This is a genomic window from Streptomyces sp. NPDC050806, from assembly GCF_055586425.1.
This window is the reverse complement of record NZ_JBVJIF010000004.1, coordinates 412,316-437,600: the sequence shown is the minus strand read 5'-3', so window position 1 is coordinate 437,600 and position 25,285 is coordinate 412,316. Positions and strand designations below refer to the sequence as shown.

The 25,285-nt window shown below is 71.8% G+C and carries 20 protein-coding genes; 17 read left to right on the top strand and 3 right to left on the bottom strand.

What is annotated here, in order from left to right:
- Window position 1 precedes the first annotated feature (1 nt).
- The 16 genes from asnB to ACZ6WH_RS14695 are packed head-to-tail and all read left to right on the top strand — an operon-like array spanning window position 2 to window position 20,551.
- Window positions 2–1,936 (top strand): asparagine synthase (glutamine-hydrolyzing), encoded by a 1,935-nt coding sequence (gene asnB / locus ACZ6WH_RS14770; RefSeq protein WP_469728563.1) that lies wholly within the window; start codon window positions 2–4, stop codon window positions 1,934–1,936.
- An 18-nt stretch (window positions 1,937–1,954) separates the two neighbouring features.
- Window positions 1,955–4,150: a bi-domain-containing oxidoreductase gene (locus ACZ6WH_RS14765; RefSeq protein WP_469728562.1), complete on the top strand. Its 2,196-nt coding sequence runs from the start codon at window positions 1,955–1,957 to the stop codon at window positions 4,148–4,150.
- Complete coding sequence (locus tag ACZ6WH_RS14760) at window positions 4,147–6,159, top strand: heparinase II/III family protein (protein ID WP_469728560.1); 2,013 nt, start codon at window positions 4,147–4,149, stop codon at window positions 6,157–6,159. The genes ACZ6WH_RS14765 and ACZ6WH_RS14760 overlap by 4 nt, the downstream gene beginning before the upstream one ends.
- A gap of 8 nt (window positions 6,160–6,167) precedes the next feature.
- Window positions 6,168–7,706 carry a right-handed parallel beta-helix repeat-containing protein gene (locus ACZ6WH_RS14755; protein ID WP_469728559.1) on the top strand — a complete coding sequence of 513 codons (1,539 nt, stop codon included), beginning with the start codon at window positions 6,168–6,170 and terminating at the stop codon, window positions 7,704–7,706.
- A 1-nt stretch (window position 7,707) separates the two neighbouring features.
- Window positions 7,708–8,946: an O-antigen ligase domain-containing protein gene (locus ACZ6WH_RS14750; RefSeq protein ID WP_469728558.1), complete on the top strand. Its 1,239-nt coding sequence runs from the start codon at window positions 7,708–7,710 to the stop codon at window positions 8,944–8,946.
- A 2-nt stretch (window positions 8,947–8,948) separates the two neighbouring features.
- Window positions 8,949–10,157, top strand: coding sequence for a glycosyltransferase (locus ACZ6WH_RS14745; protein WP_469728556.1), 1,209 nt, complete (start codon window positions 8,949–8,951; stop codon window positions 10,155–10,157).
- Window positions 10,154–11,404 carry a class I SAM-dependent methyltransferase gene (locus tag ACZ6WH_RS14740; RefSeq protein ID WP_469728554.1) on the top strand — a complete coding sequence of 417 codons (1,251 nt, stop codon included), beginning with the start codon at window positions 10,154–10,156 and terminating at the stop codon, window positions 11,402–11,404. The genes ACZ6WH_RS14745 and ACZ6WH_RS14740 overlap by 4 nt, the downstream gene beginning before the upstream one ends.
- Window positions 11,401–12,195, top strand: a complete 795-nt coding sequence (locus ACZ6WH_RS14735) for a sugar phosphate nucleotidyltransferase (protein WP_432861285.1) — start codon at window positions 11,401–11,403, stop codon at window positions 12,193–12,195. Before ACZ6WH_RS14740 ends, ACZ6WH_RS14735 begins: the two co-directional genes overlap by 4 nt.
- Window positions 12,192–12,869, top strand: coding sequence for a PIG-L deacetylase family protein (locus tag ACZ6WH_RS14730; protein WP_469728552.1), 678 nt, complete (start codon window positions 12,192–12,194; stop codon window positions 12,867–12,869). Before ACZ6WH_RS14735 ends, ACZ6WH_RS14730 begins: the two co-directional genes overlap by 4 nt.
- 3 nt (window positions 12,870–12,872) lie before the next feature.
- Window positions 12,873–13,898: an NAD-dependent epimerase/dehydratase family protein gene (locus ACZ6WH_RS14725; protein WP_469728550.1), complete on the top strand. Its 1,026-nt coding sequence runs from the start codon at window positions 12,873–12,875 to the stop codon at window positions 13,896–13,898.
- The gene (locus ACZ6WH_RS14720; RefSeq protein WP_469728548.1) at window positions 13,895–15,169 is read left to right on the top strand and encodes a DUF4910 domain-containing protein; all 1,275 of its coding nucleotides are present in this window, start codon (window positions 13,895–13,897) and stop codon (window positions 15,167–15,169) included. Before ACZ6WH_RS14725 ends, ACZ6WH_RS14720 begins: the two co-directional genes overlap by 4 nt.
- Window positions 15,170–15,174: 5 nt before the next feature.
- Window positions 15,175–16,473, top strand: coding sequence for a hypothetical protein (locus ACZ6WH_RS14715; protein ID WP_469728959.1), 1,299 nt, complete (start codon window positions 15,175–15,177; stop codon window positions 16,471–16,473).
- Window positions 16,470–17,420: a glycosyltransferase family 2 protein gene (locus ACZ6WH_RS14710; protein WP_469728546.1), complete on the top strand. Its 951-nt coding sequence runs from the start codon at window positions 16,470–16,472 to the stop codon at window positions 17,418–17,420. Before ACZ6WH_RS14715 ends, ACZ6WH_RS14710 begins: the two co-directional genes overlap by 4 nt.
- Window positions 17,417–18,670 carry a polysaccharide pyruvyl transferase family protein gene (locus ACZ6WH_RS14705; RefSeq protein WP_469728544.1) on the top strand — a complete coding sequence of 418 codons (1,254 nt, stop codon included), beginning with the start codon at window positions 17,417–17,419 and terminating at the stop codon, window positions 18,668–18,670. Before ACZ6WH_RS14710 ends, ACZ6WH_RS14705 begins: the two co-directional genes overlap by 4 nt.
- Window positions 18,667–19,218, top strand: a complete 552-nt coding sequence (rfbC, locus tag ACZ6WH_RS14700) for a dTDP-4-dehydrorhamnose 3,5-epimerase (protein WP_469728543.1) — start codon at window positions 18,667–18,669, stop codon at window positions 19,216–19,218. Before ACZ6WH_RS14705 ends, rfbC begins: the two co-directional genes overlap by 4 nt.
- A 7-nt stretch (window positions 19,219–19,225) precedes the next feature.
- A complete protein-coding gene (locus tag ACZ6WH_RS14695; RefSeq protein ID WP_469728541.1) occupies window positions 19,226–20,551 on the top strand; it encodes a glutamate-1-semialdehyde 2,1-aminomutase in 1,326 nt (441 codons plus the stop codon).
- A gap of 51 nt (window positions 20,552–20,602) precedes the next feature.
- On the opposite strand, the gene ACZ6WH_RS14690 is transcribed toward ACZ6WH_RS14695, so the two are convergent.
- Window positions 20,603–21,334 (bottom strand): phosphatase PAP2 family protein, encoded by a 732-nt coding sequence (locus ACZ6WH_RS14690; RefSeq protein WP_469728539.1) that lies wholly within the window; start codon window positions 21,332–21,334, stop codon window positions 20,603–20,605.
- A 205-nt stretch (window positions 21,335–21,539) separates the two neighbouring features.
- Window positions 21,540–22,538: a D-alanyl-D-alanine carboxypeptidase family protein gene (locus ACZ6WH_RS14685; RefSeq protein WP_432861308.1), complete on the bottom strand. Its 999-nt coding sequence runs from the start codon at window positions 22,536–22,538 to the stop codon at window positions 21,540–21,542.
- Window positions 22,539–22,986: 448 nt separating this feature from the next.
- Between ACZ6WH_RS14685 and ACZ6WH_RS14680 the strand changes: the two genes are divergently transcribed.
- A complete protein-coding gene (locus ACZ6WH_RS14680; RefSeq protein WP_469728537.1) occupies window positions 22,987–24,270 on the top strand; it encodes a diacylglycerol/lipid kinase family protein in 1,284 nt (427 codons plus the stop codon).
- Window positions 24,271–24,294: 24 nt separating this feature from the next.
- Here ACZ6WH_RS14680 and ACZ6WH_RS14675 read toward each other — a convergent pair whose 3' ends face one another.
- Complete coding sequence (locus tag ACZ6WH_RS14675; RefSeq protein ID WP_469728535.1) at window positions 24,295–25,260, bottom strand: S8 family serine peptidase; 966 nt, start codon at window positions 25,258–25,260, stop codon at window positions 24,295–24,297.
- Window positions 25,261–25,285 lie beyond the last annotated feature (25 nt).

The window sequence follows — 25,285 nt, the reverse complement described above, 5'->3', positions numbered from 1 at the left end:
CATGTGTGGCATCGCAGGTACGTACCGATGGCCGGACGGCAAGGTCGTGACCGACCGGCTCACCGACACCCTCGCCCACCGCGGCCCGGACGGCGCGGGCCGGTACAGCCACTCCGCCGGTGACGGCGAAGTGCACCTCGGGCACCGCCGGCTCGCCATCATCGACCTGTCCGGGACCGGCGCCCAGCCGATGGTCTCGGACGGCCTCGCCCTGACGTACAACGGCGAGCTGTACAACGCGCCCGAGCTGCGTGCCGAACTGGCGGCCGCCGGGGTGCGCTTCCGCGGCACCTCCGACACCGAAGTGCTGCTGGAGGCCTGGCGGCGCTGGGGCACGGACTGCCTGCCCCGGCTGCGCGGCATGTTCGCGTTCGGCGTCTTCGACGAACGCACCGGTGAACTCGTGCTCGTACGCGACCAGTTGGGCATCAAGCCGCTGTTCCTGCTGCGGCGTGGCGAGGGGCTGGTGTTCGCCTCCGAGCTCAAGGCGCTGGCCGCCGCCACCGGCGGGTCGCTGGAGGTGGACCATGCGGCGCTGGTGGCCTCGCTGCTGTACTACTGGGTGCCGGACTCGCGCTGCGCGTTCCGCGAAGCGGAGAAGCTGCCGCCGGGGAGCTGGCTGCGGTGCCGGCCCGACGGCCGGGTGGAGCGCGGCCGGTACTGGAACCTGAAGGACGTCGCCGCCGAGGGGCAGGAGCGGGCCCGCAGCGGCGAGCAGCCGGACCTCGCCGCCGTCGTCGAGGAGTCGACGCGGCGCCACCTGCTCTCCGACGTACCCGTGGCGACCTTCCTCTCCGGCGGTCTCGACTCCAGCTGGCTGACCGCACTGGCGGCCCGCCACCGGCCCGGGATCTCCGCCTACACGATCGGATTCCGCGCCGAGGACGCCAAGTTCGAGGCGATGCCGGACGACCTGCGTTATGCCCGGCAGGTGGCCGAGCGGTTCGGCGTCGACCTGCACGAGATCGAGATCGCCCCGAACGTGCTCGACCTGCTGCCGCGGATGACGTACCACCTGGACGAGCCGATCGGTGACCCCGCCGCGATCAACACGTACCTGATCTGCTCGGCAGCGCGGGAGGCCGGCGTCAAGGTGATGCTCTCGGGGATGGGCGCCGACGAGCTGTTCGCCGGGTACCGCAAGCACCTGGCCAACCTGCTCGCGCTGCGCTACCAGCGCGTCCCGCGCCCCCTGCGGCGCGGTGTGTCCGGGGTCGTGGACCGGCTGCCGGTCGCCACGTCCCGCCGCGGGTACCGGTCGGTGCGCTTCGCGAAGCGCTTCCTCTCCTTCGCCGAGCTGCCGGAGGAGACCGCGTTCCGGCGCAGCTACACCATGTACGACCAGGACGAACTGCTTGCCCTGGTCGACCCGGACCTGGCCGGGACGGTCGACGACGTGCTGACCGAGCATGCGGACAGCTACCGGGACAACGACCTCGACGACTTCGTCAACCGCATGTGCCTCGGCGACGCCCGGATGTTCCTGCCGGGGCTGAACCTCACGTACACGGACCGGTCGAGCATGGCCGCTTCGACCGAGGTACGAGTGCCGTACGTGGACGTCGAGGTGGTCAGCGCGGCGTTCGCCGTGCCCGGCGACCGCAAGATCGTCGGGCGGCAGGGCAAGGCCGTCCTCAAGGAGGCGGCCACCTCGATCCTGCCCCGGGAGATCGTGTACCGGCCCAAGGGCCTGTTCAGCGCCCCGCTGCGGGCCTGGATGAGCCGGGACCTGGCACCGCTGGTGCGCGAGGTGGTCAACGACGGAGAGCTCGTACGGTCCGGATTCCTGCGCCGTGACGCACTGGCGCGCATGGCCGCCGAGGACGCCGCCGGACAGCGGGACTTCTCCAAGCATCTGTGGCACGTACTGACCCTTGAGTACTGGTATCGCGACGCGACCTCTGGGTCCGGTCAGAGCATTCGGTCAACGGCTTAGGAATTCAGAGGAGTTCGGGTGAAACAGGTTGTGCAGAACTACAAGAGCGGCGAGCTGACGGTGCTCGACGTGCCGGTGCCGGGGTGCAAGGCGGGCGGTGTGCTGGTCCGCAGCGCCTACTCGCTGATATCCACCGGGACCGAGCTGATGAAGGTGTCCGAGGCCGGCATGTCGATGCTGGGCAAGGCCCGCTCCCGCCCCGACCAGGTGGCCAAGGTCATGCAGAGCGTGGCCACCAACGGGGTGCCCGCCACCTACCGCAAGGTGATGGGCAAGCTGGACTCCTACACGCCGCTGGGCTACTCGCTGTGCGGGGTGGTCGAGCAGGTCGGCGCCGGGATCGACGAGGTGAAGGTCGGCGACCTGGTGGCCTGCGCCGGCAACGAGCACGCGCTGCACGCCGAGCTGAACTGGGTACCGAAGAACCTCTTCACCCCGGTGCCGGACGGCCTCGCGCCACGGCACGCGGCCTTCGGCACCGTCGGGTCGATCGCACTGCAGGGCGTCCGCCAAGGCGAGCCGCAGCTCGGCGAAGTGGCCCTGGTCATCGGCCTCGGGCTGATCGGGCAGCTGGTGGTGCAGCTCCTCGCCGCCTCCGGAGTCCGCGTCGTCGGGGCCGACCCGGACCCGGTGCGCTGCGGGCTCGCCGAGCGGCTCGGCGCCGCGGCCTGCGGCGATCCCGCGTCCGCTGCTGTGGAGACCGCCGTCGCCGAGCTCACCGGCGGCCACGGTGTGGACCAGGTGTATCTGGCCGCCGGCGGCGGCAGCAACCAGCCTGTCGAGCTGGCCGCCCGGCTCTGCCGGGACCGCGGCCGGGTCGTCGACATCGGCAAGTGCCGGCTCGACCTGCCGTGGAACGCGTACTACGAGAAGGAGCTCGACGTCCGGTTCTCCCGCTCGTACGGCCCCGGTCGCTACGACCCGGAGTACGAGCTCGAAGGGCGGGACTACCCGATCGGCTATGTGCGCTGGACCGAGCGGCGCAACCTGGCGTGCTTCCTCGATCTCGTCGCCCGCGGTCACGTCGACGTCGAGCCCTTGATCTCCCACATCGCCGACTTCGACGACGCCGTCGAGACGTACCAGCGCCTGAAGGACGGCGAGTTGAAGGCCGTGGCCGTCCTCTTCCGGTACCCCGGACAGGAGAAGGAAGCGAAGGCGGCGGGCACCCCGACGGTGACAGTGCCCGCGGTGAACGTGCAGCGGAGTCCGGCCCGGGCCGCCAAGGCACCGCTGCGGCTGGCCTTCGTCGGCGCGGGAAACTACGCGACGTCGATGCTGCTGCCGCACCTCGCACAGCGCGACGGCGTCGCGCTGTGGACCGTCGTCACCACGACGGCGCTCTCCGCGGCCAACGCGCAGCGGAAGTTCGGCTTCGCCCATGCGACCACCGACCTCGACGCCGTGCTGGACGACAAGACCATCGACGCGGTGTTCGTCGTCACCCGGCACAGCTCGCACGCCGACCTGACCCGCAAGGCGTTGCTGGCCGGCAAGTCGGTATTCGTGGAGAAGCCCCTGGCCCTCACCGAGGACGAGCTGTCCGGCGTACTCGCGGCGGTGGAGGAGTCCGGCAACGACCGGCTGCAGGTGGGCTTCAACCGCCGGTTCGCCCCGCTGCTGCAGGAGGCCAAGGAGCGTTTCGGCGCCCGGTCCGGCCCGGCGAGCCTGCGCTACCTGGTCAACGCGGGCCGGCTGCAGCACGGCAGCTGGTACCTCCAGCAGGGCACCGAGGGCACGCGGTTCGCCGGGGAGGGCGGACACTTCATCGACACGGCCAGCTGGCTGCTCGATGCCGACCCGGTCTCCGTGTACGCGGTCGCCCCCTCCGGCAACGAGGACCTGCAGGTCGTGCTGCGCTACCCGGACGGGTCCACCGCCACCCTCAGCTATGTCACCACCGGCGCGCCCGGCTTCCCCAAGGAGACGCTGGACCTGGTCGCGGACGGCAAGGTGCTGCGGCTCGACGACTTCGTCCGCGCCTCGTTGTATTCGGACGGCGCGGTCGGGCGCAAGCGGTGGGTCAGCTCCCGGCTGCCCAAGGCCCGGGACAAGGGCCAGAACGCCGAGCTGGCCGCGTTCATCAAGGCCGTGCGGACCGGCGGGCCGATGCCGGTGCCGCTGGAGTCGCTGGTCGCCACGACCGCGGCCACCCTCGCCGTGGAGACCGGTCTGGCCTGCGGTGCGCCGGTGACGTTGGGGCGGACGCGATGACCATGAGCGCGGGCTGGTACTTACGCCGCCTTTCCCGGATGGGGCCGCGGGAGGTCGGCGGCCGGGCGGTCGACGCGGTGCGCAGGCGGCGGTGGCGGGCGTCGCCCCCCGCTTGCCCGAGGGTGACCGGCGCCCGGTTCACCGCGGTCCTGCCCGCCGGGACGACGGCCGCGGTGCCACCGGACGCCGCGAAGCGTCTCCTCGCCGAGGCGGACCGGCTGATGGCCGGGCACGCCGAGTACTTCGGTGTGGTCCGCGACGACCTGGTCGACCCGGACTGGTGGTGCGATCCGAAGACCGGGCGCCGGGCTCCGTCGGGCTACGCCTTCGACGTGCCGTACCGGAACGAGGACGCGGTCGGGGACATCAAGCAGATCTGGGAGCCGTCCCGGCACCAGTACCTCACCGTGCTCGCCGCCGCCTACGCGCTCACCGGGGACGAGCGGTACGCCGAGCGCGTGGCCGAGCACCTGCGGTCGTGGTGGGCGGCCAATCCACCGCTGCGGGGCGTGCACTGGATCAGCGGCATCGAGCTGGGCATCCGGCTGCTGTCCTGGGTGTGGATCCGCCGGCTGCTCGACGGCTGGCCGGGAGCGGCCGGGCTGTTCGAGGACAACCCGGTGGCGCTGAACCAGATCTGGCACCACCAGCGCTGGCTGGCCGCCTTCCCCAGCCGGGGTTCCTCGGCGAACAACCACGTCATCGCCGAGGCCGCCGGGCAGTTCGCCGCTTCCTGCGCGTTCGGGTGGTTCCCCTCCTCGGCGCGCTGGCGGGCCGGCGCGCTGCGGTCGCTGGAGCGGCACCTGCGCGGCAACACCTTCCTCTCCGGCCTCAACCGCGAGCTGGCCACCGAGTACCACGGGCTTGTGCTGGAGCTCGGTCTGGCCGCGGTGGCCGAGGCGGATGCCGCGGGCGTGCCGGTCCCCGCGACGGTCCGGCCGGTGCTGCTGCGGATGACCGACGCGCTCGCCGCCGTCGTGGACAGCCGGCTGCGGCCGCCGCGCCAGGGGGACGCGGACGACGGGCACGGTCTGGTCGTGGACGGCGCGGGCACCGACCGCTGGGCCTCGCTGCTGGCCACCGGGGACGCCGTGTTCGGCCGTCTCGCCTGGTGGCCGGCGGTGACCGGCACCGACGTACGCACTTCGCTCCTCGCCGCCCTCATCAAGCCCGGCGCACCGGCCGTGACTCGCCCGGCGGGCCGACCGGCCCACTTCGCCGACGCGGGGCTCACCATCCTGCGCGGTCCGGGGGAGACGGGCGAGATCTGGTGCCGCTGCGACGGCGGTCCGCACGGCTTCCTGTCCATCGCCGCACATGCCCACGCGGACGCGCTGTCCGTGGAGGTCCGGCACGACGGGGTCGACGTGCTCGCCGACCCCGGGACGTACTGCTACCACGGGCAGCCCGAGTGGCGGCAGTACTTCCGGTCGACCCTCGGCCACAACACCCTGCAGCTGGACGGCGCCGATCAGTCCGTGTCCGGCGGCCCGTTCCTGTGGACCCGGCATGCCCGCAGCCGGGTCCTGGACGTGGACACGTCCGGTGGGAGCACGGCCCGCTGGTGCGCTGAGCACGACGGCTACGGGCCCGCTGTGCACCGCCGCCGGGTGGAGCTGACGGCCGAGAGCCAGGAGCTGCGGGTGGTGGACGAGGTGCGCGGTCCGCACCGGGCCGAGGTGCGCCTCGCCTTCCACCTCGGCCCTGAGATCATCGCGGACCTGACCGGCAACCGGGCAGTGCTCACCTGGACCCGGGACGGCGAGGACCGCTCCGCGGTGCTCGATCTGCCCGCGCAGCTGTCCTGGCGGGCGCATCGCGGCGAGACCGGCCCTTCCCCACACTCTTCGACCAGGGGATACCCCATGCTGGGCTGGTACTCCGCCGGCTTCGGGCGCAAGGAACCCACCACGACGCTGATCGGCACCGGTGCCGGTGACGGCGTTGGCTCCGCCCCCGACAGTGCGCTGTCGGGGGAGTTCACCACCGTGCTCAGGTTCCGCGGCTAGGGGGGCACGTGGGGAGCAAGAGACGGCACCGGGCGTGGGCGGCGGCACCGCTCACGCTGGCCCTGCTGGTGGCCACCGGCTGTACGAGTACGCCGGACGCCCCGGCGAAGGCGGCCGGTGCGCCATCCACGTCCGGGACGCCGGCCACGCCCGTGGCCCGGGTGTGCGCCGAGCCGGCGACCGGGCCGGCGAAGGCACCGGCGGGCGCGGTGCCGGTCGACCCGGCGGTGGTCGGCGACCTTGCCGCGAAGACCAGGAGCAGTCCGCCCGGCACCACGTTCTGGCTTCGGCCGGGCGAGCACCGGCTCGACCCGGACCGCTACGCCCAGGTCATCCCCAAGAAGGGGGACCGCTACCTCGGTGCGCCGGGTGCGGTGCTCGACGGCCGCAAGAAGAACCAGTACGCGTTCGGCGGCACCGCCCGCGACGTCATCATCCGCTACCTGACCGTGCAGGGTTTCGTCGCGCCGCAGAACGAGGGCGTGGTCAACCATGACTCGGCCGACGGCTGGACGATCGAGCACGCGACGATCCAGCACAACTCCGGCGCCGGGCTGATGGCCGGTGCCCGCCAGCGGGTCCGCGCCAGCTGCCTGCGCGGCAACGGCCAGTACGGCATGAACGCATACAAGTCCGGCGACCGGATCAGCGACCTGGTGGTCGAGGGCAACGAGGTCGTGGGCAACAACACCGGCGACTGGGAGCGGCGGCGGAGGGGCTGCGGCTGTACCGGGGGCATCAAGTTCTGGGCCGTCAACGGTGCTGATGTGCGCGGCAACTGGGTGCACGACAACCGCGGCACCGGCTTGTGGGCGGACACCAACAACAACGACTTCCGTATCGAGAACAACGTGCTGGAGGCCAACGAGGGTGCCGCGCTGATCTACGAGACCAGCTACAACGCGGTCATCCGGAACAATACGATCCGGCGGAACAACTGGGTCGAGGGCCGCAGGGCGGCCGACCGCGGCGACAGCTTCCCGTTCGCGACCGTCTATCTGTCGGAGTCCGGCGGCGAACCACGGGTCCGGGCCCGCACCGACAAGATCGAGATCTATCGGAACGTGCTGGAGAACAACTGGTCCGGGATCACCCTGTGGGAGAACGCCGACCGGTTCTGCAACAGCCCGGCCAACACCTCCTCCGGAGACTGCACACTGCTGGTGCGGGACACCGGCCGCTGCGCGAAGCCCGCCATCGCCACCGCACCGCTCTATGCCGACTGCCGGTGGAAGACCCAGCGGGTGGACATCCACGGCAACCGCTTCGTGCTCGACAAGTCCGTCGTCAAGTGCACGGTGAAGTGCGACCGCATGGCGGTGCTGGCCAACTACGGCACCTACCCGGACTGGTCGCCGTACCAGGGCGAGCGGGTGGCCGAGGCGATCACCGAAAAGCAGCACAACCGCTGGCACGACAACGTCTACCTCGGACCATGGAAGTTCGTCGCCCACGACCCGAGCCGGATACTCGACGCCGGGCAGTGGCAGAGCACGCCGTACCAGCAGGACGCGGGCAGCACCTTCGAGCCACGGGCCGGTGGTTGAGATGGGCCGGGACTCCGTGGGCACACCGAAGACCGTCGGGATCATCTGGGGGCTGCTGGTCCTCAACACACTCGGCTCGGCCGGGGCGGAGACCATCGTCCCGATTCCCCGCTCCCTCATCCAGCTGGTCACCATGGGCGCGCTGGCCGTCGCGTTCTCGCTGGCGCTCGCACTCAACCCCCGGCTGCGGATCCGAGCGAGCTCCTACTTGAGCCTGCTCACCCTGCTGCTGGTGACGAGCGTGCTCTCCAGCGCGCACCTGGAGGCCGGATTCGGCGCGCTGTTCCGGTGTGCCAGGCTGGCTCTCTTCGTCGGCACACTGTGGCTGCTCAGCCGCTGGTGGGACGGCGGCCCGACGTTCGTCCGACACCACATCCGGATGTACTTCGCGGTACTCGGGTCGGTGGCCGCGGGGCTGCTCGTCGCACCGGGCGCGGCCCTGCCCGAGCTCTACGGCGGACGCCTGGTCGGCGCGCTGTGGCCGCTCACACCGCCGCAGATCGGCCAGTACGCCGCGGTGATCATCGGGCTCACGGTGCTGCTCGTACTGGGCCGCCGGACCGACAGGGCCGGCGCGGCGGTGGTCATCGTGCCGTCACTCGTCCTGCTCGCGCTGACCCATACCCGGACCGCCACGGTCGGCCTGCTCATCGGGCTGGCGCTGGCGATCGGCTCGCTCCTCCTGACCAGCGCCGCGGCGCGCCGGTTCTTCACCTGGGCGGTGCTGTGCGCCGTGGTGGCCGCGGTGGCGTTCAGCTCCGCGCTCCAGGCGTGGTTCCTGCGCGGACAGAGTCAGGAGAACTTCTCCAACCTCACCGGCCGGGCCAAGGTCTGGGACGCCCTGCTCGCAGCGCCCCGGTCGACCGTGGAGCAGCTGTTCGGAGTGGGCCTGGGCGACAAGTCCTTCGGCGGGCTGCCGATCGACAACAGCTGGCTGGCCGTCTACCAGGAACAGGGACTGACCGGCGTCGCCCTGGTGGCGGCGGTGATCATCGTGCTGGGTGGCGTCGCGCTGCTGCGGCCACCGTCGCTGTCGAGGGCCTGCGCGATCTTCCTGATCAGCTACTGCGCGATCGCTTCGTACACCGAGGCGGGGCTCGGCGACGCCTCGCCGTATCTGTTGCATCTGGCCGTAGCCGCCTCACTGCTGGCGGCACCTGCCGCGGCCGGCCCCCTCGCCATGCCCGAAGGCCCTCGACGACGCATCCCGCGACGGGCCCAGAGATCGGAGGTGATCTGAGCATGCACGTCCTCGTGGTGCACAACCGCTACGCCTCGGCGCAGCCGAGCGGGGAGAACAAGGTCGTCGACCAGGAGGTGGCGCTGCTGCGCGCGGCCGGCCATCGGGTCGAGTTGTTCGAGCGGCGCAGCGACGACATCGCCGCCCGGTCCCTGCCGGGCAAGGCCGCGCTGCCGTTCCTCGTGCCGTGGAACCCGGCAGTACGCGCGGAACTCGCGACCCGGCTGCGCACCGAGCGCCCCGACGTCGTCCACGTCCACAACGTCTTCCCGCTCCTGTCGCCCGCGGTCCTGGCCGCCTGCGCCGACGCCGGTGTGCCCGCCGTCGCCACGCTGCACAACTACACCCAGATCTGCCCGCCCGGCACGCTGCAACGGGACGGCCGGCCGTGCACCGAGTGCGTCGGCGCTTCGCCGCTGCCGGCGGTCCGGCACGGCTGTTACCGCGGCTCCCGGCTGGCAACGGTGCCGCTCGCGGTCAGCCTGTCGGTCAACCGGCGGCGCTGGTGGTCCGGCGTGGCGCGGTTCCTCTGCATCTCCGCCGCGCAGCGCGACGTCCTGGTGCGGGCCGGCATGCCGCCCGAGCGCCTTGCGGTGAAGCACAACTTCGTGCCCGACCCGGAAGCCCGCCGGGCGGGCGCCGGCGAGCACGTGCTCTACCTCGGCCGGCTCGCCGAGGCCAAGGGCGTACGGCTGCTCATGGCCGCGTGGGACGAGCTCGCCGCGGCCGGCGGTGTGGGTGTGCCGCTCGTGATCGCCGGCACGGGGCCGCTGGAGGGGGAGGTGACCGCCTGGGCCGCCGGCCGGGACGACGTGCGGTACGTCGGCCTGTACGACTCGGCGGAGTGCCGGCAGGCCATCGCCCGGTCGGTCGCCGTGGTGGCTCCCTCGACGTGGCTGGAGGCGTTCGGCCTGGTGGTCGTGGAGGCGATGGCGGCCGGGGTGCCGGTCGTCGCCGCCGGCCACGGCGCCTTCGTCGAACTCGTCGAGGACGGGGTGACCGGGCTGCTGCACCGGCCGGGCGACCCCGCCTCGCTCGCGTCCCGCATCCGCCGGATCGCGGCCGGACCGGCCCGCAACCGGGATATGGGACAGGCGGCCCGGCGCCGCTACGAACAGGGCTTCAGCCCGGCCGTCGGGCTGGAGCGCCTGGTGGATGAGTACCGCACCGCGATCGCGGGTCGGACGGAAACAATGGGGGGCAGTAAATGACACGATGCCGACTCTGCGGCTCGGCGGCGCCGGCGAGCGTCGTCGATCTCGGTGCGACGCCACCATGCGAGAGCTTTCTCGCCGCGGACCAACTGGACACGGCGGAGCCCAATTACCCGCTGCACCTGCGGGTCTGCACCGACTGCTGGCTCGCGCAGATCCCGCCGCTGATCAAGCCGGAGGAGACGTTCACGGAGTACGCGTACTTCTCCTCCTACTCGACCTCCTGGGTGGAGCACGCGCGCACCTTCGTCGACGACGCCGTACAGCGGGTGGGCCTCGGCCCCGACGCATTCGTGGTCGAGGTCGCGAGCAACGACGGGTACCTGCTGAAGCATGTGGTGGACCGGGGGATCCGCTGCCTGGGCATCGAGCCGTCGGTGAACGTCGGCGCGGCGGCGCGGGACGCGGGCGTACCCACGCTCACGGAGTTCCTGAGCCCGGAAACCGGCTCGGCCGTCCGCACCGAGCACGGCCCGGCGGATCTGGTCGTGGCCAACAACGTGTACGCGCACATCCCCGACGTCGTCGGGTTCACCCAGGGACTGCGCGCCCTGGTCGCCGACGACGGCTGGGTCTCCATCGAGGTGCAGCACCTGCTGACCCTGATCGAGGAGAACCAGTACGACACGATCTACCACGAGCACTTCCAGTACTACACCGTCGCGTCCGCGATCCGAGCCCTCGCGAGCGGCGGACTCGCGCTCGTGGACGTCGAGTTGCTGCCCACGCACGGCGGTTCCATCCGGCTGTGGGCCCGGCCGGCCGAGGTGGCGGGGGAGCCGACACAACGGGTGGCGGACGTGCTGGCCCGGGAGAAGGCCGCCGGCCTCCAGGAACTGTCCGGGTACACCGAGTTCTCCGCCCGGGTGGCCAAGGTGCGCCGCGACCTCCTCAAGTTCCTCATCGAGGCGGCCGAACGCGGCGAGACGGTCGTCGGCTACGGCGCCCCGGGCAAGGGCAACACCCTGCTCAACCACTGCGGCATCCGCCCCGACCTGATCGCGTACACGGTCGACCGCAACCCCTACAAGCACGGCAGGTACACCCCGGGCACCCGCATCCCGATCCTGCCGCCCGAGCGGATAGCCGCCGACAAGCCGGACTACGTCCTGGTCCTGCCGTGGAACCTGCGGGCCGAACTGGTCGAGCAACTCTCGTACGTGCACGAGTGGGGCGGCCGCCTTGTCTTTCCCATCCCTGAACTGAGCGTTGTCGAGCCGAGCGTTGTCGAGGTAAAGCCATGAAGGTCGTACTGTTCTGCGGCGGTTACGGGATGCGGATGCGCAACGGCGCCTCCGACGACGTGCCCAAGCCGATGGCGATGGTCGGCCCGCGACCGCTGATCTGGCACGTCATGCGCTACTACGCGCACTTCGGGCACACCGAGTTCATCCTGTGCCTCGGATACGGGGCCCACCACATCAAGGACTTCTTCCTCAACTACGAGGAGACGACGTCCAACGACTTCGTGCTGAGAGGCGGCCGGACCGAGCTGCTGTCCACCGACATCTCGGACTGGACGATCACGTTCGCGCAGACCGGCATCGAGTCACCGATAGGGGAGCGGCTGCGCCGGGTGCGGCACCACCTGGACGGCGACGAGATGTTCCTCGCCAACTACGCCGACGTACTCACCGACGCGCCGCTGCCGGAGATGATCGACCGGTTCGCCCGGCGCGACGCCGGTGCGTCGATGATGGTCGTGCCGCCACAGTCCTCGTTCCACTGCGTGGACCTGGGCGAGGACGGCCTGGTGGGAGGCATCACCGCGGTGAGCGAACTGCCGCTGTGGGAGAACGGCGGCTACTTCGTGCTCCGCCAGGAGGTCTTCGACCACATACCGGAGAACGGCGACCTGGTCGCTGACGGGTGCGCCCAACTGGCCAAGCGCGGACGGTTGGTGGCGCACCAGCACCGCGGCTTCTGGAAGCCGACCGACACCGTGAAGGAGAAGGCCGCGCTCGACGCCGCGTACGCCAGGGGCGACCGGCCGTGGGCCGTGTGGGAGCGGGACAACGCCGGGGTGAGCGCGTGATCCGGCTCGGGGCCGGGCGCCCGGACCGGATCGTCGCGGTGGGCGCGCACTGCGACGACATCGCCATCGGCGCCGGCGGCACGCTGCTGACGTTGTGTCACGCGCGGCCCGGTATCCGCGTCGACGCACTGGTGCTCTCCGGCGGCGGCAGCGAGCGGGAGCAGGAGGAGCAGGCCGCGCTCGCCGCCTTCTGCCCGGGTGCCGACCTGCGACTGACGGTGCTCAAGCTGCCGGACGGCCGGCAGCAGGCGCACTGGGACGAGGCCAAGACCGCGGTCGAGGAACTGCGCGGGCAGACCGACCCGGATCTGATCCTGGCCCCGCGCACCGACGACGCGCACCAGGACCACCGCGGCCTGGCGCGGCTGATACCCACCGCGTTCCGCGACCACCTCGTGCTCGGCTACGAGATCGTCAAGTGGGACGGCGACCTCGGCCGGATGGCCGCGTACCAGCCGCTGTCGCCGGAGATCGCCGAACAGAAGGTGCGACTGCTGCAGGAGCACTACCCCTCGCAGCGGCACCGGCCCTGGTACGACCGGGAGGCATTCCTCGGCCTCGCGCGGATCCGCGGCATCGAATGCCACGAGCGATACGCCGAGGCGTTCGCCGTCACCAAACTCACGCTCGATCTGGGCGCCCTCACTTCGGGCACCTTCAACCTGGGGGACTGAACCTTGCGCGTACTGCTCACCGGACACCAGGGCTACCTGGGCACCGTGATGGCCCCGGTCCTCACGGCCGCCGGGCACGAAGTCGTCGGCCTCGACGCCGGCCTGTTCGCCGACTGCGTCCTCGGCCCGACGCCCGCGGACCCGCAGGGACACCGGGTGGACCTGCGTGACATCAGGGCCGACCACGTGGCAGGCGTGGACGCCGTGATCCACCTGGCCGCGCTGTCCAACGACCCGCTGGGCTCGGTGGCGCCGGAGCTCACCTACGACATCAACCACCACGCGTCCGTACGCCTTGCCCGGCTGGCTCGCGACGCCGGGGTGGGGCGCTTCCTGTACGCGTCCACCTGCTCGGTCTACGGCGCCGCCGGCGGCGCCGGTCTGGTGGGCGAGGACGCCCCGCTGCGCCCGGTGACGCCGTACGCGGAGTCCAAGGTGCGGGTGGAGGACGACCTGCACGCGCTGGCCGACGGTGACTTCAGCCCGGTGTTCATGCGCAACGCCACCGCTTTCGGCTTCTCGCCCCGGCTGCGTGCCGACATCGTGCTGAACAACCTGGTGGGCCACGCGCTCCTGTCCGGCGAGGTGCTGGTGCTCTCCGACGGCACCCCCTGGCGCCCGCTGGTGCACGCCGCCGACATCGCACGGGCCTTCACGGCCGCGCTGACCGCGCCGCGCGAAGCGGTGCACGACCGGGCTTTCAACATCGGCAGCGAGATCAACAACGTCACGGTCGCCGAGATCGCCGAGCAGGTCGCCGAGGCGGTGTCCGGCGCGAAGGTGGTGATCACCGGCGAGAACGGTGCCGATCCGCGCTCCTACCGGGTGGACTTCTCCCGGTTCCGTACGGCGATCCCCGGCTTCGACTGCGAGTGGACGGTGCAGCAGGGGGCGCTGGAACTCGCCGACGCCTATCGGAAACACGGTCTGACCCGCGAGGACTTCGAGCGGCGCTTCACCCGCCTCGCCGTACTGCGCGCGGCCTCCGACGCCGGCTCCGTCGACGACACCCTGCGGTGGCGCCGATGAGCGCTGCAGGGGAGGAGATGCATGCACTCGTGGAGCGGCTGTACCCGCTCTGCCGGAGCATCACCGGCGACGGTGTACGCGCCACCTTGGACATCGTCAACGAACACATCCCGTTGCAGGTGCACGAGGTGCCGACCGGGACGCAGGTGCTCGACTGGACGGTGCCGCAGGAGTGGAACATCCGGGACGCGTACATCGCCGACGCCTCCGGCAACCGGGTCGTCGACTTCGCCGCGTCCAGCCTTCACGTGCTCGGCTACAGCGTGCCGGTGTCGCGGACCATGCCACTGGCCGAGCTCCGCGACCACCTGCACACCCTTCCCGACCACCCGGCCTGGGTGCCGTACCGCACCAGCTACTACCAGCCGGAATGGGGGTTCTGCCTGGCCCAGGAGACCCTGGGCGCGATGCCGGACGGCGAGTACGAGGTGCGCATCGACTCCACACTCGCGGACGGCCACCTCACCTACGCCGAGCACGTGGTTCCAGGGCAGGTCCCCGACGAGGTGATCGTCTCCTGCCACGTCTGCCACCCGTCGCTGGCCAACGACAACCTGGCAGGCATCGCGGTGGCGGTGTTCCTGGCCCGCGCGCTGGCGGAGACGGCGCCGTACTACACCTACCGGTTCATCTTCGCGCCCGGCACCATCGGGGCGATCACCTGGCTGGCCCGCAACGCGGAGCGGATCGACCGGGTCAAGCACGGGCTCGTGCTGGCCTGCGCCGGCGACCGGGGCCGGCTCACGTACAAGCAGAGCAGGCGCGGCGACGCGGAGATCGACCGGGTGCTGCGACATGTGCTGGCCACATCCGAACGGCCGCACCGCGTCGCCGAGTTCACCCCGTACGGCTACGACGAGCGGCAGTACTGCTCGCCCGGTTTCGATCTCGGCGTGGGCTCCCTCACCCGGACCCCGTACGCGAGCTACCCCGAGTACCACACGTCGGCGGACAACCCGGACTTTGTGTCCCCGGAGGCGATGGCGGACACGCTCGCCGTCTGCCGCGAGGCATGCGCCGTCCTCGACCGCAACCGGCGGTACCTCAACCTCAGCCCCTACGGCGAACCCCAGCTGGGCCGGCGCGGGTTGTACGACGCGCTGGGCGGCCGCAGCGACACCAAGCGGGCCCAGCTGGCCATGCTCTGGGTACTCAACCTCTCCGACGGCGAACACAGTCTGCTGGACGTCGCCGAGCGGTCCGGGCTGCCGTTCGACACCGTCGCCGACGCGGCCGGCGCCCTGCACGGCGCGGGGCTGATCAAGGCATGACGCCGATGACCACCGAGGGGGAGAACCCGCAGCCGGCGGCGCCACCGGCCGGGTCCGCCAAACGGGCCCTCGTCGGCCGGCTGTCCTGGGGACTGGCCGACCAGGCGGCCTCCAGCATGTCCAACTTCGTGGTCGGCATCTACGTGGCCCGCTCGCTGGGGGTGACCGCGTTCGGCGTCTTCAGCCTCGCCTGGGTGACCTACGGCGTGGTGCTCAACGTCTCCCGCGGGCTGGCCACCGACCCGCTCGTGGTGCGCTTCAGCGGCGTGCCGGACGCGTCCTGGCGCCGGGCGGTGGCCCGGTCGTCGGGTACCGCGCTCGGCGCCGGTGCCGCCATCGGCGGGGCGTGCCTGGTGGCCGGCTCCGCTCTCGGCGGCAGCGTGGGGTCCGCGTTCGCCTGCCTCGGCGTCGTACTGCCGGGGCTGCTGCTCCAGGACGCCTGGCGGTTCGCGTTCTTCGCCGCGGGCACCGGGCGGAAGGCGTTCGTCAACGACCTGGTGTGGGGCGCCGCGCTCGTCCCGGCCATGGTCGTGGCGGCCCGCGTGGGCAGCGTGGCCGCCTTCGTGCTCGCCTGGGGCGCGTCCGCCGCGGTGGCCGCCGCGTACGGCTGCCTCCAGTCCGGCATCCGGCCCCGGATGTCCGGAGCGCGCGGGTGGCTTCGCGAACAGCGCGATCTCGGCTACCGGTACCTGGTCGAGAACGTCAGCCTCAGCGGCGCGAGCCAGCTGCGCGCGTACGGGCTCGGCGCGATCGTCGGGGTCGGCGCCGTGGGTGCGGTGCGGGGCGCCGAGCTGCTGCTCGGCCCCTTCCTCGCCGTGCTGATGGGGCTGTCGCTGGTCACCGTCCCGGAGGCGGCACGGGTACTGCGGCAGGCCCCGCACCGCCTCGGCAGGTTCTGCCTGCTGCTGGGCGGCGGGCAGGCCGCCGCCGCGCTGCTCTGGGGCGGGGCGCTGCTGCTGATGCCGGACCGGCTCGGCGCACTCGTGCTCGGCGACGTCTGGCACTCCGCCGCACAGCTCATCGTGCCGATCACGCTCGGCGTCGCGGGTGCCGGCCTCGGCACCGGCGCCGCGGCCGGGCTGCGCGCGCTCGGCGCGGCCCGGCGCAGCCTGCGCTGCCAGCTGTTCGCCTCCGCCTGTTACGTCGGCGGCGGGCTCGGCGGGGCGGTCGTGGCCGGCACGGTCGGCTCGGCCTGGGGCGTCGCCGCCGCGACCGTCAGCGGCTCGGCCGTGTGGTGGCTGCAACTGCGGTCCGCCCTGCGCGAGCACCACCACAACCCCCTCCCCGAAGTGAGGACCTCATGACCGCCCGACCCAGGCTGAGCATCGGCCTGCCCGTGTACAACGGCGAGGAGTACCTGGCCGAGTCCCTCGACGCGCTGCTCGGCCAGACCTACGAGGACTTCGAACTGGTCGTCTCCGACAACGCCTCGACCGACGGCACCCAGGACATCTGCCGTGAGTACGCCGCGCGGGACTCACGCATCCGGTACCTCAGGCTGCCCCGGAACATCGGCGCCACGCCCAACCACAACCGTGTGTTCGCCGAGTCCCGCGGCGAGCTGTTCAAGTGGGCCTCGCACGACGACCTCTACGGCCGGGACTTGCTGCGGCGCTGCGTGGAGGCGCTGGACGAGCGCCCTGACGTGATCCTCGCACACACCGGCCAGGCAGTCATCGACGGCGACGGCCGGGTGAAGGTCCCCTACGAGTACGGGCTCGCCACCGACTCGCCGCGACCGCCCGAGAGGTTCCGCAGCCTGCTGTTCGAGCCGGGTGGTGACGACTTCTACGGGGTGATGCGGGCCGATGTGCTGCGCCGGGTGAAGCCGATGGACAGCTACCACCACGCGGACCGCACGTTCGTCGCCGAGATCACCCTGCACGGGTCCTTCCACCAGGTGCCGGAGCTGCTGTACTTCCGCCGCGACCACCCCACCCGCGCCGAGCGGGCGAACCCGTCCAAGCGCTCCCGGTGCGTCAACCTGGATCCGCGCCGGGCCGGCCCGCTGCACCCGACACCCCGGCTGCTCGCCGAGTACATCTGGGGCTTCGCCTCGGCGATCCGGCGGGCGCCGTTGTCCGCCGCCGACCGGCGCGCATGCCGCCGCCATCTGGCCGCGTGGCTGACCAGCAGGGCCCGGCCGGGCGGCGCGGGCGAGCGGGTCGAGGACCGGGCTCCGGTCGATCCGGCGCTGCTCAGCGTCTCCGTCGACGCGCTCGTCGCCGGCCGCGAGGGAAGGCAGGCATGACGCCCCCGGGAAAGTCCCCCGTACGCGTAGGGGTGTTCGGCCTGCTCGGCTCCGGCAACCTCGGCAACGACGGATCGCTCGAAGCCGTACTCGGATACCTCCGCGCCCGGCATCCCGAGGCGGTCGTGGACGCGCTGTGCGGCGGACCCGAGGCCGTGACGAGCCGGTACGGGATCCCCGCGACGCGGCTGCACTGGAACCGCGGCGAGTACCGGACCGCGTCGCGTGCGGCCGCGATCGCGGCGAAGGGCCTGGGCAAACTCGTCGACGTCTTCCGCACCGCCGCCTGGGTGCGCCGGCACGACGTGGTGATCGTGCCGGGCATGGGCGTCCTGGAGGCCACGCTGCCGCTGCGGCCGTGGGGCTTCCCGTACTCCCTGTTCCTGCTCTGCGCATCCGGCCGGCTGTTCGGCACCCGGGTCGCGCTGGTCAGCGTCGGCGCGGACGCGATCTCCGAGCGGCCGACCCGCGCCCTGGTGCGCTGGTCGGCACGGCTGGCCACCTACCGCTCGTACCGCGACGGCCTGTCCCGCGACGCGATGCGCGCGATGGGCGTGGACACCGCACACGACGAGGTCTACCCGGACCTCGCGTTCGCCCTGCCCACGCCACTGGCGAGCGCGACGCCGGGCCTGGTCTGCGTCGGCGTCATGGACTTCCACGGCGGCAACGACGACCGTGCCCGGGCCGAGGAGATATACCGGCGCTACCTCGACGGGACGATCCGGTTCGTCCGCGCGCTGGTCGAGGAGGGCAGGCCGGTCCGGCTGCTCACCGGCGACGAGTGCGATGCGTCGGTGGTCGCCGCGATCCTCGACGCGGTGGACACGCCGCTGGTCACCGCTGCCGAGCCGGCCTCACTGGCCGACCTGATGAAGGAGATGGCGGCTGCCGACACCGTGGTGGCGGCCCGGTACCACAACCTGATCTGCGCGCTGAAGACCGGCACCCCGGTGCTCGCGCTCAGCTATGCGGCGAAGAGCGACGCGCTCATGGACCGGATGGGCCTTGCTGAGTACTGCCACCCGGCCCGCGAGGTCGACGCCGACCGACTGCTCGGACAGTTCCGTGCGCTGGAGAAGCGATCGGCGGAACTGCGGCAGACCCTCGCCGAGCGGAACCTGGCCGCTGCTCAGTGCCTTGAGGACCAGTTCACCGCCCTGACAAAGGCCGTGTTCCCGGCGACCGCCCACCCCCACACCAACGCCAACGCCCACACCAACGCCCACGCTCCGCGGGAGACTCCATGAAGGCGACCGAAGTCCCGGCAATCGCCGGCGCGTACCTCTTCGAGCCGACGCCGTACGCCGACGAGCGCGGCTTCTTCTGCCGCACCTTCGACGCCGACGTGATCCGCTCGGTGGGCCTCGACCCGTACGCCTTCGTCCAGGACAGCGTCTCCCGCTCGGTCCGGGGCGTACTGCGCGGCCTGCACCTGCGTTCCGGCGCGGGCGAGGCGAAACTCGTGCGGTGCTCGTACGGGCGGATCTTCGACGTCGTCGTCGACCTGCGGCCCGACTCGCCGACCTACCGCAATGTGGCCTCCTTCGAGCTGTCCGGCGAGACGCAGGCGACCCTGTACATCCCGGCGGGCTGCGCGCACGGCTTCCAGGCGCTCACCGAAACCGCCGACACCTCATACCGGATCGACCGCCCGCACGACCCGGCCGAGGACGTCACCATCGCCTTCGACGACCCTGATCTCGCCATCTCGTGGCCGCTGCCGGTCACTTCGATGTCCCAGCGGGACCGGGAGGCACCGAGCCTCGCCGAGGCCCTGAAGCAGAAGGAGAGCTGAAGTCACCGTGGACACCGAAGAGTTCCTCCTGCCCCGGTCTCAGGCAGCCAACGAGCGGCTGCACGCCCTGATCCCCGGCGGCGCGCACACCTACGCCAAGGGCGACGACCAGTACCCCGAGAACCTCGCCCCGGTCATCAGCCACGGCCGCGGCGCCCACGTGTGGGACATCGACGGGAACCGCTACATCGAGTACGGGTCCGGCCTGCGGTCGGTCAGCCTCGGCCACGCCCACCCGCGCGTGACGGAGGCGGTACGCCGCGAACTCGATCGCGGCAGCAACTTCGTCCGCCCGTCCATCGTGGAGGTCGAGGCCGCGGAACGCTTCCTTGCCACCGTCCCGACCGCCGAGATGGTGAAGTTCGCGAAGAACGGCTCCGACGCCACCACCGCCGCGGTGCGCCTCGCCCGCGCCGTCACCGGCCGCGCGCGGGTGGCGCTCTGCGGCGACCACCCCTTCTTCTCGACCGACGACTGGTTCATCGGCACCACACCGATGTCCGCCGGCATTCCGGCGCCGACCACCGACCTCACGGTGGCGTTCCCGTACGGGGACCTGACCGCAACGGAGGAACTGCTCACCCGGTACGCCGGTGAGATCGCCTGCCTGATCCTCGAACCCGCCACCCATACCGAGCCCCCGCCCGGGTACCTCGCGGGCCTGCGCGAGCTGGCCGACCGGTACGGCTGCGTGCTGATCTTCGACGAGATGATCACGGGCTTCCGCTGGTCCGAGGCCGGCGCCCAGGGCCTGTACGGCGTGGCCCCCGACCTCTCCACGTTCGGCAAGGCGCTGGGCAACGGATTCGCCGTCGCCGCACTGGCCGGGCGCCGTGAACTGATGGAGCGGGGCGGGCTGCGGCACTCCGCCGACCGCGTGTTCCTTCTCTCCACCACGCACGGCGCGGAGACGCACTCCCTGGCAGCAGCGATGGCCGTGCAGACCATCTACGTGGAGGAAGGCGTCACCGCGCGGCTGCACGCCCTCGGCGAGCGGCTGGCGGCCGGTGTCCGCCACGTCGCGGCGAGCATGGGCGTCGGCGACCACGTCGTCGTCCGGGGCCGGGCCAGCAACCTGGTCTTCGCCACCCTCGACGAGCACCGGCAGCCGTCGCAGCAGTACCGCACGCTGTTCCTGCGCCGGCTCCTCGCAGGCGGAGTACTGGCCCCGTCGTTCGTGGTGAGCAGCGCGCTCGACGAAGCCGACATCGACCACACCATCGACGTGGTGGCCCAGGCCTGCGCGGTGTACCGAAAGGCGCTGGACGCAGCCGACCCCACACCCTGGCTGGCCGGGCGACCGGTGAAGCCCGTCTTCCGCCGCTTGGTGTGACGGGGCGGGCGGGGCAGGTCGTGGCGTGACGCCGGTTGGCGTGACGCGGCGTCAGTGACGCTCCCGCCGACCGGCGTGGGCCGTCCCACCGACAAACCGCTCGGCCCTCCGGGCGGCCACCCGGTCGACCAGCCACGCGGTCGCCGGTATCACCGCCAGCGCGGTGCACCAGCCGCCGAGGGCGTCGGTGGGGTAGTGCGCGCCCAGGGCGACCTGGGCCCACCCCATCGCGGCGCCGGCAACCAGTGCCGCGGCGAGCACGAGTGACGCGCCGGCCGCCCTGCCGAGGCCGAGCCGGCCGGCCGCGAGCAGCGCCACGACAAGGGCGAGCGCGGTGAGGAAGGCAGTGTGCCCGCTCGGATAGGACAGGTTGTCGGCGCCGTGGATGGTGCGTCCCACCAGGGGCTTGACCAGCGTCGTCGTCCCCACGGTGAGGCCGGCCCCGGCAACGACGAGCACCGCCGCGCGAAGGCGCCCGAGCAGCAGGCAGGCCGCCCCGACGGCCACGACCAGCGTCGCCGCTCCGGCGGGCTCCCCCAGGAAGTCCGTGGCCAGAGCGGCGTACCGCCACGGCGGCCGCACACTGTCCGCCGTCGGCCGGACGATCCACCCGTCCACCCCGCCGGGCGCGCTGTGTCCTGCGTACAGGACCCCGAGCACCACGGCGGCCAGTGCGGCGAGGGCCGCGATCGTTCCGAGCCACGCGCGCAGCGACGGGGGCAGCACCGCGGGCGCCACGACAACGGGGCCGGCTTCCCGGTCCGCTCCTGCCAGACGATCCAACGCGAGCCCCCGTTCCGTAGCGTCCCCCGAGCCGGATCCATCATCTTGGCGTAGGCCGTGGCGCCGAAGCGGTTTCGCTGAAGGCGAGAACGGTGCGGCGGCTGGGCAGGACGGCGACGCCCGCTCGTCCACGGTGGGGGTGGGACGAGCGGGCGTCTGCGGTGCCGCAGGCGGGCGCCGGCTCAGCGCCGGGCACGCTGTCTGCTCAGTGGGCGAAGCCCCAGTCGAGCATCTTGGTGGCGTCGTCGAAGCGGCCCTTGTCCGTGTCGGCGCCGAGGATCGCGCCGACCAGGGTGCGGTTGTCCCGCTCGGCGGCGAAGACGACACAGTAGCCGTCCTCCGGGCCACTGCCGGTCTTGATGCCCAGGGCACCGTCGTAGCTGGTCAGCAGCTCGTTGGTGTTGGTCCAGGTGTAGTACCGGGTGTGGCCGTTGGCCGCCGGGGCCTCGGTCTTGAACTGCGTGTTCTTCACGACCTCGGCGAACGTCGGCTGCAGCATCGCGCGCTGGCCGAGCTTGGCCAGGTCGCGGGCGGTGCTGTGGTTGTTGCCGTGCGAGATGCCGTCGAACGTGTCGAAGTGCGTGCCGGCCAGGCCGAGTTGCTGCGCCTCGACGTTCATCTGGTTCACGAAGTCGGCGATCCGCGCGTCCACGGTGTCCCCGGAGCCGTAGGTGTCGGCCAGGGCCATCGCGGCGTCGCCGCCGGAGGGGAGCAGCATGGCGTACAGCATCTGCTTGACGGTCAGCTTGTCGCCGGTCTGGAGGTCGGCGGTGCTGCTGCCGTTGTCCTGGACGTAGTCGCGGTACTCCTGCTTCACCGTGATCTGCCGGTTCAGCCACTCCGGGTGCTTCAGTACCACCAAGGCGGTCATGATCTTGGTGGTGCTGGCCATCGGCACGCTCTCGTCCGCCTTGGCCCCGGCCCACAGCTCCCGCTCCTGGCTGCCGTCGCGGGCGTCCAGCAGGAAGGCGTGGTCGGTGTTGATCTTGGGCGCTGTCTGGTCCTTCGCGTCCAGGTTCTGGTGGTCGGCGGTGGTGGCCGCACCGCTCTGCCCGCCGTTCTCGTCGGCGGAATGCGTGGCGCCCGGAGTGGCCGCCTGGGCGAGGCCGCCGGCGGTGAGCGGCAGGGCCGCCCCGAAGAGTGCCACCGTCGCGATCCTGACCCCGGTCCGGTGGATTCGGTTGGGGCGGGCGTGGGAACCCATGGACGTCCCTTCTCCCGGCGCAGGGACGCCGGTTTTTCTCAATAAATTCGTTTCATGCTGAACCTACTTGCGTAATGGTGGCAACTGTCAAGATCGCTATGTCATGGTCGGGTAACGGAACGCCGCTCCGTGGAGATCTTGTGCAGGTGGCTGGTGGGGCCTGTGGGGGCGGCACGCGGACGGTGCTCGGCCGAACTCGTCGGGTTGCGGCGCCTTTTGCCGGTGACGGACCGCCCGCGCCGCGCCGGCCATGGCCCGCGCGACAAAATGGCCGCGGCAGGGTGCCGTGTCGCGGGCGGCGTGCCACGCTGGGCGAAGCAGGTTGGAGGCTGTGATGACTGCTTGGTGCCGACGCCCTGTGCGATTACCGCTGCCTGTCGCGGCGTTGGGCGGGTGACCCGTGCGATCCGCGGCCCCTCCGGCGGCGGGGGAGCGATGGCTGGCTCGCGTGTCGCTGCTGACGGCCGCTGGAGCGGTGGTGGTGCTGCTCCTCTTCGCGGGCTTGCGTACCGTCGTGCTGCTCGGGGTGGGAGCCGGTGGTCTGGTGGTGATGGCGGCTGCCGTGTGGTGGGCGCTCACGCACCACGGCGCTCGGCGGGTCCTCGCCCTCGTGCTGACCGTCTCCGCTCCGGCCCTGGTGCTGACCCAGTACGTAAGACACCACGTGACCTGGATCGTTGCGCTGTCCGGCGTGCTCTGGCTGTCGGCCGTCGTGACCGGGAGGTCCGCCCTGGTGCGTGCCGACCGGCCGGTGGCGATGCCCGAGTCTCCGGTCCTTCCGCCCCGGCAGCCCTTCATGATCATGAATCCGCGCTCCGGCGATGGCAAGGTGGAGCGGTTCGGGCTGCGCGAGAAGGCGGAGGCACTGGGCGCGGACGTGGCGCTGCTGGAAGGCCCGGGGACGGTCGATGTGGCCGGACTGGCGCGGGAAGCGGTGGCCAAGGGCGCTGATCTCCTGGGAGTGGCCGGTGGGGACGGCACGCAGGCCGTCGTCGCCGATGTCGCCGCCGCGCATGGCGTACCGCTGCTGGTCATTCCGGCCGGGACCCGCAACCACTTCGCCCTCGACCTGGGACTGGACCGGGACGATCCCTCGAAGGCCCTGGAAGCACTGCGGGACGGTGCGGAACTCCACGTCGACCTCGGGCGGGCCGGAGGCCGTCCCTTCGTGAACAACGTGTCCTTCGGTGCGTACGCCGAAGTGGTGCAGAATCCGTCCTACCGTGGCGGGAAGACACGCACCATCGCGGACATGCTGCCGGACTACCTCATGGGGCACCGCGGCGCCCGCCTGACGGCCCGGGTGGGTGCTGTCACCATGAACGGGCCCCAAGCCGTGCTGGTCAGCAACAACCCTTACGGCATGGGGGACATCGCAGGGCTGGGCCGTCGGCCGTACCTCAATGGCGGAGTGCTCGGAGTGATCGGTGTGAAGGTGTCGAGCGCCGGGCAGGCCGCCGGGCTGCTGCGGGGGCAGCGGTCCGCCGGGCTGACACGGTCGACAGGGAGAACAGTGACCGTCGATGCCGACCTGCCGTCGATACCGGTCGGCATCGACGGCGAGGCGCTGACCCTGCCCGTGCCCGTCCGCTGCGAGGTGCGCCCGCTGGCGCTGCGCGTGCTCGTGCCCCGGGTGCGCCCCGGTGTCCCAGAGGCCCGGCCACCCCTGGACTGGAGGCGAATCTGGCGGCTCGCCCTGCGGCCGGTCCGGCCGCGCCGCGGTGCGCCGTAGCGGTGCCGTCGCCCACGGGCGGCACTACGTCGCGGACTTCACGGTTGCCTGCGCGTCGACGATCCCGAGACCCAGCCCGGGCAGTTGCTCGGGGTTGCGGGCGGTCTCCTTGACGGCGGCCATGATCTGGTCGGGGGTACGGCCCTGCTGGTGCAGGAGAGCCGCTACGGCGGAGACATAGGGGGTGGCCATGGACGTGCCGTCCAGCTTCCCGTATCCGGACGTGTCGTCGCGGGTCAACGGTGTGGTGTACGTGGGCAAGGTGGACAGGATGGCGACGCCGGGAGCGCTGACGGCGCCCTGGGCGCCGAAGTTGGAGAAGGGTGCGGGCTCGCCGTCCTGATCGGTGGCGCCGACCACAAGAACCGGAGTGGTCAGCCGGTACGGCTGGGTCTCGGCTCCTTCGTTGCCCGCCGCGGCCACCACGACCGCGCCCTCGTCATGAGCGGTGGTGATGGCCCTGTTGAGGGTGCCGCCACGCAGCAGCTTGGCCATGAGCCCGGTCTCACCGAGCGAGAGGTTGATGACGTCGGCACCGTGCTCGGCCGCCCACACGATGCCGTGGGTGATGTCCTCCTTGGCACCGGAACCGGCGGCTGTGAGGACCCGTACCGGCATGACCTTGGCACCGGGCGCTCCGCCTGCGATACCCACACCGTTGTCCGTCGCCGCGGCCGCGATTCCGGCGACGTGGGTGCCGTGGCCGTTGTTGTCGTTCGGAGTGTTGTCGCCGTCGACGATGTCGGTACCGGGCACGAGACGGCTGCTCAGGTCCGGGTGGTCGAGGTCGACGCCGGTGTCGACCACGGCGATCACCGTGTCGTCGCCCCGCGCCACCGACCACGCCGCCGGCAGCTTCAGCGCCTCCAGTCCCCACTGCTGTCCGCGCTTCGGGTCGGGCTCGTGGTCGTCGCCGCAGCCCGCTGCCAGAGCGGCGACGAGAGCGGCGCATACGAGTACGCCGGTGTGCCGGGCCAACGGCTCGCTCACGGTTACCTCCGATCCGGGCAAGGCC

Excerpts from the sequence above, each read along its gene's own strand:
- asnB (WP_469728563.1), top strand. The coding sequence starts at position 2 with ATGTGTGGCATCGCAGGTACGTACCGATGGCCGGACGGCAAGGTCGTG.
- ACZ6WH_RS14760 (WP_469728560.1), top strand. The coding sequence starts at position 4,147 with ATGACCATGAGCGCGGGCTGGTACTTACGCCGCCTTTCCCGGATGGGG.
- ACZ6WH_RS14750 (WP_469728558.1), top strand. The coding sequence starts at position 7,708 with ATGGGCCGGGACTCCGTGGGCACACCGAAGACCGTCGGGATCATCTGG.
- ACZ6WH_RS14745 (WP_469728556.1), top strand. The coding sequence starts at position 8,949 with ATGCACGTCCTCGTGGTGCACAACCGCTACGCCTCGGCGCAGCCGAGC.
- ACZ6WH_RS14740 (WP_469728554.1), top strand. The coding sequence starts at position 10,154 with ATGACACGATGCCGACTCTGCGGCTCGGCGGCGCCGGCGAGCGTCGTC.
- ACZ6WH_RS14735 (WP_432861285.1), top strand. The coding sequence starts at position 11,401 with ATGAAGGTCGTACTGTTCTGCGGCGGTTACGGGATGCGGATGCGCAAC.
- ACZ6WH_RS14720 (WP_469728548.1), top strand. The coding sequence starts at position 13,895 with ATGAGCGCTGCAGGGGAGGAGATGCATGCACTCGTGGAGCGGCTGTAC.
- ACZ6WH_RS14715 (WP_469728959.1), top strand. The coding sequence starts at position 15,175 with ATGACCACCGAGGGGGAGAACCCGCAGCCGGCGGCGCCACCGGCCGGG.
- ACZ6WH_RS14710 (WP_469728546.1), top strand. The coding sequence starts at position 16,470 with ATGACCGCCCGACCCAGGCTGAGCATCGGCCTGCCCGTGTACAACGGC.
- ACZ6WH_RS14705 (WP_469728544.1), top strand. The coding sequence starts at position 17,417 with ATGACGCCCCCGGGAAAGTCCCCCGTACGCGTAGGGGTGTTCGGCCTG.
- rfbC (WP_469728543.1), top strand. The coding sequence starts at position 18,667 with ATGAAGGCGACCGAAGTCCCGGCAATCGCCGGCGCGTACCTCTTCGAG.
- ACZ6WH_RS14685 (WP_432861308.1), bottom strand. The coding sequence starts at position 22,538 with ATGGGTTCCCACGCCCGCCCCAACCGAATCCACCGGACCGGGGTCAGG.